12 protein-coding genes and 2 pseudogenes are annotated in these 10,277 nt (G+C 70.5%); 10 read left to right on the top strand and 4 right to left on the bottom strand.

The window, feature by feature from the left end; translation table 11 throughout:
* Positions 1-41: 41 nt before the first annotated feature.
* Positions 42-236, top strand: a pseudogene (locus ACIBH3_RS33770) (helix-turn-helix domain-containing protein); the annotation flags it as partial.
* 492 nt (positions 237-728) lie between these two features.
* Entirely contained in the window at positions 729-1,259 is a 531-nt protein-coding gene (locus ACIBH3_RS33765; protein ID WP_396315934.1) for a hypothetical protein, read from the top strand.
* A gap of 20 nt (positions 1,260-1,279) precedes the next feature.
* Here ACIBH3_RS33765 and ACIBH3_RS33760 read toward each other — a convergent pair.
* Positions 1,280-1,660 (bottom strand): annotated as a pseudogene (locus ACIBH3_RS33760) (VOC family protein).
* A 192-nt stretch (positions 1,661-1,852) separates the two neighbouring features.
* Here ACIBH3_RS33760 and ACIBH3_RS33755 point away from each other — a divergent pair.
* From ACIBH3_RS33755 to ACIBH3_RS33740, 4 genes are all read left to right on the top strand, one after another.
* The gene (locus ACIBH3_RS33755) at positions 1,853-2,074 is read left to right on the top strand and encodes a hypothetical protein (protein ID WP_396315931.1); all 222 of its coding nucleotides are present in this window, start codon (positions 1,853-1,855) and stop codon (positions 2,072-2,074) included.
* On the top strand, positions 2,050-2,652 hold the full coding sequence (locus ACIBH3_RS33750; RefSeq protein ID WP_396315930.1) for a hypothetical protein: 603 nt from the start codon (positions 2,050-2,052) through the stop codon (positions 2,650-2,652). Before ACIBH3_RS33755 ends, ACIBH3_RS33750 begins: the two co-directional genes overlap by 25 nt.
* A 274-nt stretch (positions 2,653-2,926) precedes the next feature.
* Positions 2,927-3,247: a hypothetical protein gene (locus tag ACIBH3_RS33745; protein WP_396315929.1), complete on the top strand. Its 321-nt coding sequence runs from the start codon at positions 2,927-2,929 to the stop codon at positions 3,245-3,247.
* Between the two features lie 9 nt (positions 3,248-3,256).
* Positions 3,257-3,487, top strand: a complete 231-nt coding sequence (locus ACIBH3_RS33740) for a hypothetical protein (RefSeq protein WP_396315928.1) — start codon at positions 3,257-3,259, stop codon at positions 3,485-3,487.
* Here ACIBH3_RS33740 and ACIBH3_RS33735 read toward each other — a convergent pair.
* Positions 3,484-4,077: an MBL fold metallo-hydrolase gene (locus tag ACIBH3_RS33735; protein WP_396315927.1), complete on the bottom strand. Its 594-nt coding sequence runs from the start codon at positions 4,075-4,077 to the stop codon at positions 3,484-3,486. The genes ACIBH3_RS33740 and ACIBH3_RS33735 overlap by 4 nt on opposite strands.
* 139 nt (positions 4,078-4,216) lie before the next feature.
* Here ACIBH3_RS33735 and ACIBH3_RS33730 point away from each other — a divergent pair, with 139 nt between their 5' ends.
* The 4 genes from ACIBH3_RS33730 to ACIBH3_RS33715 all read left to right on the top strand — a co-directional run bounded on the left by ACIBH3_RS33730 (position 4,217) and on the right by ACIBH3_RS33715 (position 8,446).
* The gene (locus ACIBH3_RS33730; RefSeq protein WP_396315933.1) at positions 4,217-5,125 is read left to right on the top strand and encodes a GlxA family transcriptional regulator; all 909 of its coding nucleotides are present in this window, start codon (positions 4,217-4,219) and stop codon (positions 5,123-5,125) included.
* A gap of 154 nt (positions 5,126-5,279) precedes the next feature.
* Positions 5,280-5,702 (top strand): hypothetical protein, encoded by a 423-nt coding sequence (locus ACIBH3_RS33725; RefSeq protein WP_396315926.1) that lies wholly within the window; start codon positions 5,280-5,282, stop codon positions 5,700-5,702.
* A gap of 173 nt (positions 5,703-5,875) precedes the next feature.
* The gene (locus ACIBH3_RS33720) at positions 5,876-6,610 is read left to right on the top strand and encodes a dienelactone hydrolase family protein (RefSeq protein WP_396315925.1); all 735 of its coding nucleotides are present in this window, start codon (positions 5,876-5,878) and stop codon (positions 6,608-6,610) included.
* A gap of 471 nt (positions 6,611-7,081) precedes the next feature.
* On the top strand, positions 7,082-8,446 hold the full coding sequence (locus ACIBH3_RS33715) for a hypothetical protein (RefSeq protein ID WP_396315924.1): 1,365 nt from the start codon (positions 7,082-7,084) through the stop codon (positions 8,444-8,446).
* A gap of 44 nt (positions 8,447-8,490) precedes the next feature.
* Here ACIBH3_RS33715 and ACIBH3_RS33710 read toward each other — a convergent pair whose 3' ends face one another.
* Complete coding sequence (locus ACIBH3_RS33710) at positions 8,491-9,582, bottom strand: peptidase (RefSeq protein ID WP_396315923.1); 1,092 nt, start codon at positions 9,580-9,582, stop codon at positions 8,491-8,493.
* Positions 9,583-9,595: 13 nt separating this feature from the next.
* Entirely contained in the window at positions 9,596-10,135 is a 540-nt protein-coding gene (locus ACIBH3_RS33705; RefSeq protein ID WP_396315922.1) for a hypothetical protein, read from the bottom strand.
* Positions 10,136-10,277 lie beyond the last annotated feature (142 nt).

Raw genomic sequence — 10,277 nt, 5'->3', positions numbered from 1 at the left:
CCTCACGGAACTCCGCGTCGAACTTCCGCCTCTTGTCTGCCATGACTCCCAACTTCCCCTGCAGTCACGGTCTCTACGCTACGAGGGGAAGGTCAGGGCTGAGTTATGGCGCGCTGGCGAAGGCCCTGCACCTGAGCACATCGACCTTGCACCGGTACTGCAACGGCGATGTGATGCCGGCGGAGTTCGCACCGCTGGAGAACCTCGCGCGGCTGTGCGAGGCGACGCCGGAGGAACTCATCGAGCTGTACCGCTTGTGGGTCGTCGCTGACGCGTCGCGGGGGAACAAGGCATCGCCCGCACCCGAACCGACGGATCCGCCGACGGCTTCGCGGACGGAGGCGACACCGGACACGGGGGGTTCCGGTGACACCGGGCCGGGCCTCGCCGTCACCTGCGCCGACCCGGACCCCGTCTTCGTGGCGGCGCCCCGCCGCCGTGGCGTTCTCGCAGCGGTGACGGCCACCGCCGTCTTGGCCACCACGGTGGCCGTCACCACCAGCCTGAAGACGGGCACCGCTTCCTCCCGGGCCACGGACGCCGGGATGTCTGCCACCTCCCCGGGCGTTCACGGCCCGTCGTCCGCCCCGCCCTCCGCCGCGCCTTCCGCCTCCGCCTCCGCCGGCGTCGGCGGAGGCGCGTCGGGCCCGCCCGGTGAGGCGGAAGCGGGCGCCCCGCTCACCGCCTCGGTCCGCCTTACCGGCCGGAGCACCCCGTGCGATCGGTATGTGGTGAACCGCCCGCCGTCCGAGGTCCCCCGGCCGCCCGCCGTGCCGGAGTGGGTCTCCCAGGTCGGTGCGGTTGCCGGCCGCTACCAGTCGATCGAGATCACCGTGCAGGGCACCGGCAGGGACACGGTGGTGCTGACAGGCCTCAACGTCCGCATCACCCGGATCGCGGCCCCACTCGCCTGGAACGCGTACTCCATGGGCGAGGGCTGCGGCGGCGGAGTCGGCACCCAGTCCTATGCCCTGGACCTGGACGCGGCACGCCCTCGTCCGGTCGTGGCCGAGGGCAGCATCGGCCTGCCGGTCAAGGTGAGCGAGGACGACCCGGAGATCATCGAGGTCACCGCCGAGACCACCTCCTACGACGTGAGCTGGTACCTGGAACTGGAGTGGTCCAGCGGCAACCGGCAGGGCACGCTACCCATCGACCTCGGCCACGGCACGCCGTTTCGCACCAGCGCGGTGAATGGCCGCCCGCTGTACTACTACCCGATCGACGGGCAAGCCTGGGAGCCGGGCCCGTTCCGGTAGCCACAGCGACAGCGACTGGCTCACCGGCCGCCAACCAACCAACGGCCAAGAACGGCGACATCGTGGCCGCGCTGCTCGAGGCGCAGCGTCCCTCGATCGCGTTGAGGACCTCGGGGCGAGTGAGGTCCCGCCAGGACCCGCCAGCTCTCGGTGCCGGTCAGGCCGACGTCGGCGGGCCCGGCGCCGAGGGCGAGCAGCCCTCCAGTTCGGCGTCCTGGCCCCGGTCGGTGGCGTTGACGTCGATGTGGGGTGGGAGCTTCCCGGTCCGCGGGTCGCTGTTGGTGCTGAGGAGGAGGGTGGGCTGCCTGGATGCTTCCGTCGTCCTCCCGACCGACTTCGAAGTGGCCGAGGCCCCTGCTCCAGAACGCGGCGCTCCTGCGGAATGTGGCAAGCCGGGCGATCGGCGCCCTCCTTGGTGCCGGGGCGTTAGCTGCCGTGGTTGCGCCGAGCGCAGTGGCCGCCGCGCCCACGGGTGCGGCGGCGCCTTCGGCCAAGCCGGCGTTCGTCGCGCCCGGGAACTGGGTGGTGGACCGTCACAGCCCGTAGCAGCGCAGTCGAACGGATCCTCGGCGCCCCAGAGCGGAGGTACCGTGGTGGCGAACAACGTCGTCTACGGAGGGCACATCTGCGGCATCGATACCGTCGACCAGGTCACCGGCGCCGGCTCGATCACCCTGACGCTCACGCAGTGCCGGGCGATCGCCGGCACCTTCTCGGGAATCGCACCAACGACCGACCTGAACAGCCGTCACGGTAAGCACCGTCGCAGTATTAGGAGCCATCGCAAGACATGCACCGATCGAAGAGGTTCGTGAGTGCGGCGGCCGCCCTGGCCGCCGTACTCACGGCTGCGTGCACCGCAACCGGATCCACCACACCGACCGACAACTACGCAACAGGCCCATGGGCGCTGGACCAAGTCACAGGCGCGCCCGCCTCCAGCCTGCTCCACGCCAGCGTCGATGCCCCGCCCGCCAAGGGACAGGCCAAGATCCTGGGACTGGTCGAGGTAGCCGGGGTGAACATAGCCCTCACGCTCAGGGGCAACAGCTGCGAAGCGTACATACTTTCGACCTCGCTCGCCGAACCGATGACCACCGGACCCACCGGATTCGGCGCACAGCGACCGGCCCGCGGAACTCCGTCCTCGGACGAGCATCAAAGCTACCCAGGGACAGTTCTCTCGGGAACATATACCCAGGCCTCGGGTACCACCTCCCCATACTTCGACTACCTGAGCCTGGGATGCTCCGAGAAGTCGATGAGCGTCAAAGTGGAAGGTGTCCCTTCCGACGCACAGGCCGTGGCGATTGGCGACTCGACGCGCGTCTGGCGTCAGGGGCGTGACCTGCTCGTCACTGTGGGGCAGCCGGAGGGCCTCCGCCCCCGCTGAAGCGGCAACGGATGGACTACGTGCCTATGGATGGGGGGCCGAAGGCCTGTCAGGCATCACAGGCGGGGCAGTCCAGCTGTTGGAGGGCGTGTTGGAGGCCTCCTGCCGACCGGAGCAGTACACAGGAATCCGAACCTGCCGGAAGAGTGTCCCAGGTCTGGCGGCGAGCGGGACCTCCGCCAGGCGGGCGCGGTACCGCGCCCAGAGCAGGGCTCGGTGATCGGGGTCCTCGTGGAGCTGTTCGGCGAGTTCGACGGCGCGATAGAGCGGCTCGATGACGACCCATGCGTCGTCGGTCCCGCCAAGGGGCTTTGACGACCTCGCTGGCGATTCGGTGGCGGGTGAACCCGGGGACGGGCTCTTCGGGTGGAAGGCGGCAGCCGATCCGCGGTTCCATCAGCTCGCTCGCCCGCACTCCGGAGGCGGCGGCCAGCAAGATCATCGTGTCGGTGCGGACGATTCCGATCAGGGCGACGGCCTGGAGGCGGTGCAGGGGCGGGGCCAGGGCAGCACGGGCGAGGAGTCCGTCGCGGTCAGCTCGGCGGCATCCCGAGCGAAGACCTCCTTCACCCCGACCGAGGCATGTCTATGGTGAGGTGCTGTGATGAGTGACGAACGACGTAAGAGTGAGTACGGCTGGACCAGCGAGCGGCTCAGCGAGGACATGCAGTTCCGGGTCGCGGAGGGCGGCCCGGTCAACTACACGTACAGGACGGACAGGGCGGTCGAGTACGTCGCGGTGGCCAATGATGACGGCCTGCTCGGTTACCTGTGGGCCTGCGATGCCGACGATGCAGCGGGCTGGCAGGTGCGGCCGGCCGGCAGGGACAGCTAGCGCGGCGCGGTGTCGTCAGCCTTGAACGGGCCGCCGTGGCCGGGCACGATCAGGTCCGCGGCGGCCAGCACCCGGAGCCGGGAGGCGCGCAGTACCGCGCGGTCCGGGGCCACCGGGTCGTCCGCCGGGCCGTCCGAGTGCCACCACAGGTCGCCGGCGAACGCCACCACACCCGAGTCCGTGCCCGCCAGCAGTGTGATGTCCTCGGCGCTGTGTCCCGGGGTGCGGATCAGCCGTAGCGACGGGGTGAGTTCGTAGCCCTCCGCGTCCCGGTTCTTCCACTGGTCGCCCAGGTACTCCACCTTGTGGTCGTGCACCCGGGCGTGGCCGAACAGGCCTACGTTCATCGTGTTGTCCGGGTGGTGGTGGCTGAGCACCACGTCGGTGATGTCGTCGGGGCCGAGCCCCAACTCCGCGAGCGGGCCGAGGATACGGTCGCGGCTCGCCACCATGCCCGGGTCGAAGATCACATGCCGCCCGGCGTCGGATACGTAGGAGACGGTGGCGGCGACTCCGGGGCCGGTGGAGCCCGTGTAGCCGGTGGTCAGGATCGTGTACACGGCGCTGCGGCCGAGCGGTGCGTCTGTCATGGCCTCAATCCTTCCGGGCAGGCCTGCCGCTCACGAGTGGCACTACTGCCATCTATCGCAGGATTCGCGCCACACGTGCCAGACTGCTCCCGTGCCGCCTTTCGTGACCGTCGCCGCCTACGCCCCGCCCGGAGTCGGCATGCTCGCCGTCGGCATCGTCACGGAGGTGTTCGGCCCGCACGGGGAGGCGCTGCCCGGCTTCGACTTCGCCCTGTGCACTGACCGGCCCGGGCCGGTCCCCACGGACTGCGGCGTACCGCTCTCCATCGCGCACGGACTCGACCGGCTCGCCGGCGCCGATCTGCTCATCGCCCTGCCCTGGGCCGGATTCCGCACACCACCGGCCCCCGCCGTACTCGACGCGCTGAGGGCCGCGCACGCGCGCGGTTCCGTGGTCGCGGCCCACTGCGTCGGCACGTTCGCACTCGCCGCCGCCGGACTGCTCGACGCCCGGCGGGCAACCACGCACTGGCGATTCGCCGAACTGCTCGCCGACCGCCACCCTGAGGTCACCGTCGAACCCGACGCGCTCTACATCGACGAGGGGAACATCGTCACGGGCGCGGGAGCCGCCGCCGGCTTCGACCTGTGTCTCCACCTGCTGAGGCGGGAGCACGGCGCCGCACTGGCCAACGCCGTCGCCCGGGATATCGTGCTACCCTCCCACCGCGACGGCGGGCAGGCTCAGTACCTGGCCGCCACCGTCCCCGAGGACTGCCAGGACCAGCGCCTCTCCGAGGTACTCGCCTGGGCCCGCGAACACCTCCACGAGCCGCTCCCCATCGCGGAACTGGCCAAGCGCGCCGTGATGAGCAAACGCTCCTTCGCCCGCCGCTTCGCCGCCGCGACCGGCACCACCCCGCACGCCTGGCTGCGGAGCTTGCGACTGAGCAGGGCCGAGGAGCTCCTGGAAACCACGGACCTGCCGGTCGAGGAGATCGCCCACCGGGTCGGGTACGGGAGCGCGGCCGTACTGCGCGAACAGTTCGTGCGCCGCCGGGGAGTGCCGCCCCGCTCCTACCGCCGCTCCTTCACAAGCACGCCGTAGCGAACAGCGCGAGCTGGGCCGGGCTGACGCCATCCGAGCAACGCCGCCCTCCCACTCCCGTCGGCACCTGGCTGCGGCGTGGGTTGCGGAAGTCCTCACGCTGGACGACGACCCGACGACCCGCCGCACGCAGCAGCTGCCGGAGGACCACGAGGTGCTCAAGGCGCTGGCCCGCTCGACGTGGCAGCTCACCCGTCGCGGCTTCGGCCCGTCGGCGCGGATCTACAAGCCGGTCAAGGACGGCCGCCGCCAGCGCGTGCGGCTCGCCGTCCTGCCCTGGCGGGCACTGGACACCGGTGCCTGGGGTGACACGGCGAGCCTGCCGGCGCCGGACCCGGCCCGCGTGCTCGGCGTCCGCGCCCAACGGGTCATCAGCCCGCGCGGCTCCAGCGCCACCAGCGGCCTGCAGCTGATGACCACGCTGCGCCCGCCGACCCGCCCGGTGCGCGAGGAGGAGAGCGGCGGTTGGGTGTCCGGGCCGAACCCGGGCGCGCTGACCGAGGTGGTGCAGGCGGCGCCACTGTGGACCGGGGAGGGCTGGCGTCGATCCTGTCGGGTGGGCTACGTTGTGCGGTGATGACTACCGGGACGGCATTGCGCCACACACGAATTGGTGACCCGGCGCTCCTCTGAGCGCCGTACGGGCCGGTGCTGGCCCGCTGTTGGATCGAGGATCCGGCGCTGCTGCGCGGGCCCCGCCTCCTGTCGTGTTGACCACAGCTCGACACGTCAACCACGACAGGAGAACTCATGCCCACCAAGACGCTGCACATTCCCACCGCGGACGGCCAGGCCGACGCTTTCGCCGCCTTCCCCGACGGTGACGAGCGGCACCCAGGGGTGCTGATGTACGCGGACGGCTTCGGCATCCGGCCCGTGCTGCGGGAGATGGCCCGCGAACTGGCCGGGCACGGCTACTACGTGCTCGTCCCCAACCTCTTCTACCGGCACGGCCCGGCACCGGTGATCGAACTTCCCGAGCACATCGGTGAGGAGGTCCGGCCCGCGGTCTTCGCCCAGCTGATGCCCTTGATCGAGGCGCACACCGCCGAACGCGTCCTGAGCGACGCCGACGCCTACCTCAGGTTCCTCACCACCCAGCCCGAAGTCGGCGCCGGACCGGTCGCGGTGACCGGCTACTGCATAGGGGGCCTCCTGGCGATGCGCACCGCCGCGGCCCACCCCGGTCTGGTGGCCGCCGTCGCCGGATTCCACGGTCCCGTGGCCGCGGACGGGCCCGATAGCCTCTCCAAGCTCACGGCCCAGGTCCACCTCGGCCACGCCGAAGGCGACATGACATCCGAGGCCCTCGGCGAGCTCAACCAGGCCCTGGACGCCGCGGGTGTCGGCTACACCTCCGAGATCTACCCCGGCACCATCCACGGCTTCACCATGTCCGACACCGATGCCTTCAACCCCTCCGCACTGCAGCGTCACTGGGACCGCCTGCTCCCCCTCCTCGACCGCACCCTGGCCAACAGTTGAGGCTCCAGCTTGGATACCGACCCTGAAGTACACGGCTTCGGGGTCTTTGGGGAATGATCACCTTTCGGGTCATCGAAGGTGAGTCGCGGTGGGCCGGGTGGCGGCCCGGCCCAACCCCAGCAGGGGCGGACTGGCGGCTGCGGCTCGTGCACCCGCGTCGGAGGGCGGGCTGCCGAGGCTGTGGGATCGGCGATGTGGGTCTGTCTGCCTGTCCGTGGCGGCGGTGAATCTATCGGCGGGGTCCGACACGCTGAACGCGCGTTACTTCGTACGGGAACACGAACCCGATATGGAGCCTTTGATACGTTTTGAGTCATGCTGAGGATGGTGGATGTGGCGGCGGGAGTCGCCTCTTGGCGCTCAGGTATCGCCCGGGCGGGCGCCGGCCGGCGTGTCGGTGGCAGTCGGGGGCGGGCGGATGCGCGGGTGGGCCGGTCCGGCGCGCTCCGGGTCCCCGGTCGCGGCCCTCTGGTGGCGAGGGGACAGGTCCGCGCCCGTGGACTCTGCCGCCTGCCGTGCGCGGTCTACGCCGTGGTCCTCGCCCTCGCCTCCGCGCTGGCCTGGGTCGTGACCGGTCCGTCCGGCACCGCCCAGGCCGCGACCGCGTGTACGGCGAGCCTGTGCGTCCTCAACCCGAGCGCCACGAACGCCCTGTACGTCCACCCCGGCAACGTCCAGGTCACCGGAAGCATTCTGGTCAATTCGACGAGCAGTCAGGCGGCGCTCGTCAGCGGTACCACCTCGGTCACCGCGACCGGCGGCACCATCGGCGGCCCGGCGGCGCCGGCCGGCTTCGCCACGTCGGGCGGCGGCTCGTACAACCCGGCCCCGACGAACCAGCCCGCCGTCACCGACCCGTACGCCGCCCTGGCCCAGTGCCCGGCCGCGTCGGGCTGTCCCACGACACCGGCCACGCCGTATCCCGTCATCAACCATGTCACCGGGAACCAGACGATCAGTCCGGGGGTGTACGCCAGCATCTCGTCCCTGGCCGGCATGCTCACGCTCAATCCCGGCACGTACGTCGTCACCACCGGCATGACGATCTCCGGCGGGAAGCTGAACGGCACCGGGGTGACGATCTACCTCGCCTGCCCGACGTACCCGGTGGCGTGTGCGGCGCCTGTCAGCGGCGCGTTCTTCAGCGACCAGACCGGAGGGAAGTCCAGCCTCAGCGCACCGACCACGGGAGTCTTCGCCGGTCTGACGTTCATCGCCGACCGCAACAACACCGCGGCGGTCACGGTCTCGGGGAACGGCTCCTGGATCACCGGCGGCGGCGCGATCTACACCGCTTCGGGGAAGCTGGTGGCCACATCCGGAGGCAAGGCCAGCTTCACCCGCGCGGTCGTGGACACCGTCGAGACGAGTGGAAGCAACAGCTCCCAGCTCAGCATCATTCCGAACACGGGCACGCTGTCGATCAGCCTGCCGACCACTGCGGGCCTCGGCAGCGCGGCACCCGGCGGCACCGTCAGCGCGGCCCTCGGCTCGGTGACCGTCTCGGACGGGCGAGGACTGGCCACCAGCACATGGACGGCGACGGTGTCCGCCACGAACTTCACCACCGGCGGTGCCACGTCCGCCGAGACGATCACCACCTCGAACGCCTCCTACTGGTCCGGGCCCGCGACCAACATGACCGGCACCGTGACGGCCTCACCGGGCCAGAGCGACGCTTCCGCCAAACAGTCACTCAGCAGTTCGAGATCCGCGTTCACCTCCACCGGCAACGGGAACAGCTCCACGACCTGGAGCCCCACGGTGGTGATCACCGTCCCCGCCGCCGGAGTGGCCGGCACCTACACGGGGACCGTGACCCACTCCGTCGCTTGATCTCGTGGGTGCCCGCGGAGGAACTCATTCGGGCGGGGCCGGGTTCAGCTCGCCCGTCTGCGGCGGACCACCCCGTAGCCGAGGGCGGCCAGGAGGATGATGGCTGACATGCTCACGGTCATGACCGGCGGCATCGAAGCGGAGTCCGCGGCGCTCGGTGTGACCGATGCACCGCTCTGGGAGCCGTCGGGGAAGGTCATGGTGGCCGTGACGGTACGTTGGACCAGACCGCTGGTCAGTGTGAGGCGGACCTTCCAGGGGCCGTTGGGAAGCTGCCTGTCCAGGGGAATGGTGACAGGTTCGGTCTCACCGACGCCGAGTGTGGTGCCGAGGTTGGCCGTGAAGGGACCGGCGCTCAGGGATCCCGGCCCGTCGGTCATCGACATGGATCCGGTCAGGTCGAGGGCACGCCTGCCGGTGTTGTGGACCTTGGCCACGACCCTCGGGGTGCCGTCGGGGGCGCGCGCAGGGGTCAGCTCCTTGATCTGGAAGTCCGACAGCGGCTCGCCTCCGGGACCGACATCGAGGTAGATCCGCACTCCCACGCGGTTGACCAGGCGGACGTTCGCAGTCGGGCCCGCGGGCCCCGCGACCTGCGCCCAGAGGACTGCGTACCGCTCGCCGGCGGATGCCTTCGGTGGTACCCGGACGCTTACCCGGACCACCGCTGCGCTGTGCGCCGGGACGTCACGCACGGCGGCGGCCGGCGGCGGCGTGGACGGCCGGGTGGCCCCTTCCTTCTCCGGTGTGCCGCAGTCCGTCGTCGTACTGGACACATCCGAGTCCGAGATGCAGTCGTCCACCGAGACCCAGGTCGTTAGCTCGTTCGAGGTGCGATCGGCATCGACGGTGAAGGTGCCGCCGTTGACCACGGCGGAGCCAGCGTAGAGGTCGACACGCTGGCCGGCATCGGAGGTGTTCGTCACCTGTACCCGGCGGTGGATGACACTGCCGGGTGCGAGGTGGTCCACGATGTACATGTGTGCGCGCGGGTCGGCTTCACGGTCCCGGGGTGCGTCGAGCAGCTTGAGGCCGATGCTGCCCTCGGCGGTGGAAGGCGGTGTCTCGGCCCGGGTGTCGGCAGCAGCGGTGCCCGCACCGTAGGCCAGTGCGAGCACCGCTGCGGCTGTGCACAACAGGCGGGCCAGGCTATGAGATCGAATGTGTCACCGTCCCGGTGTAGATACCGTTCACCGCGCCGGCGGGGATCGCGACGACGAGCGTGGGATTCCAGGTCGCGGTGTTGTTGCCGGTGCCCGCAGAGAGGCTGTAGGCGGTGCGGCTGCTGTCGAGGGTCTGAGCCTGGCTCGATGTCGCCTGACCAGGTGTGAATGTGCCCACGCCGGTGGGGGTGGGGCTCGCGGTCCCGGACCAGTAGGAGATCGCGCTGGTCGGGACCGTCTCCGCGGACGTGGCGCCGCCGGTCGTGAAGCTGGTGGAGGTTACGGATGCGGTCCAGGCGGCCGCGAGCAGGGCCCGGGTGTCGGTGGCCGTGACACTGCCCAGCTGTCCGCTGACGGAGCTTCCGGGCGACCCGCTGCCCAGGCCCGCCGGGCCCGGGACGGAGATCGCCAACGAACCACCCGAGACAGAGAACGTGACCGTCGTGTCACCGGGTGCGGCGCTGGCCACTCCCGCGACGGCGACAACCATCGCGGCTCCGGCGGCCACGGAGTATCGAATACGCATGGGCTCTCCTTCGTCGTCCAGGCCTGGAACGGCAGAGGTCCAAATCCGTCCCAGTGACGAGTCATATGATTATCCGCACACGCACAGCAACCAAACGCTATTCCCTCGTCCGGCCGAACGGAACCCGCACGCCCCTCCCGCC

The sequence above is a fragment of the Kitasatospora sp. NPDC050543 genome (assembly GCF_044457565.1).
GTDB lineage: Bacteria > Actinomycetota > Actinomycetes > Streptomycetales > Streptomycetaceae > Kitasatospora.
The sequence above is the reverse complement of the archived record's forward strand: the minus strand, read 5'-3'. Positions and strand labels throughout refer to the sequence as shown.

Excerpts from the sequence above, each read along its gene's own strand:
- ACIBH3_RS33735 (WP_396315927.1), bottom strand. The coding sequence starts at position 4,077 with ATGACAGACGCACCGCTCGGCCGCAGCGCCGTGTACACGATCCTGACC.
- ACIBH3_RS33750 (WP_396315930.1), top strand. The coding sequence starts at position 2,050 with ATGCACCGATCGAAGAGGTTCGTGAGTGCGGCGGCCGCCCTGGCCGCC.
- ACIBH3_RS33745 (WP_396315929.1), top strand. The coding sequence starts at position 2,927 with ATGACGACCCATGCGTCGTCGGTCCCGCCAAGGGGCTTTGACGACCTC.
- ACIBH3_RS33740 (WP_396315928.1), top strand. The coding sequence starts at position 3,257 with ATGAGTGACGAACGACGTAAGAGTGAGTACGGCTGGACCAGCGAGCGG.
- ACIBH3_RS33705 (WP_396315922.1), bottom strand. The coding sequence starts at position 10,135 with ATGCGTATTCGATACTCCGTGGCCGCCGGAGCCGCGATGGTTGTCGCC.
- ACIBH3_RS33730 (WP_396315933.1), top strand. The coding sequence starts at position 4,217 with ATGCTCGCCGTCGGCATCGTCACGGAGGTGTTCGGCCCGCACGGGGAG.
- ACIBH3_RS33720 (WP_396315925.1), top strand. The coding sequence starts at position 5,876 with ATGCCCACCAAGACGCTGCACATTCCCACCGCGGACGGCCAGGCCGAC.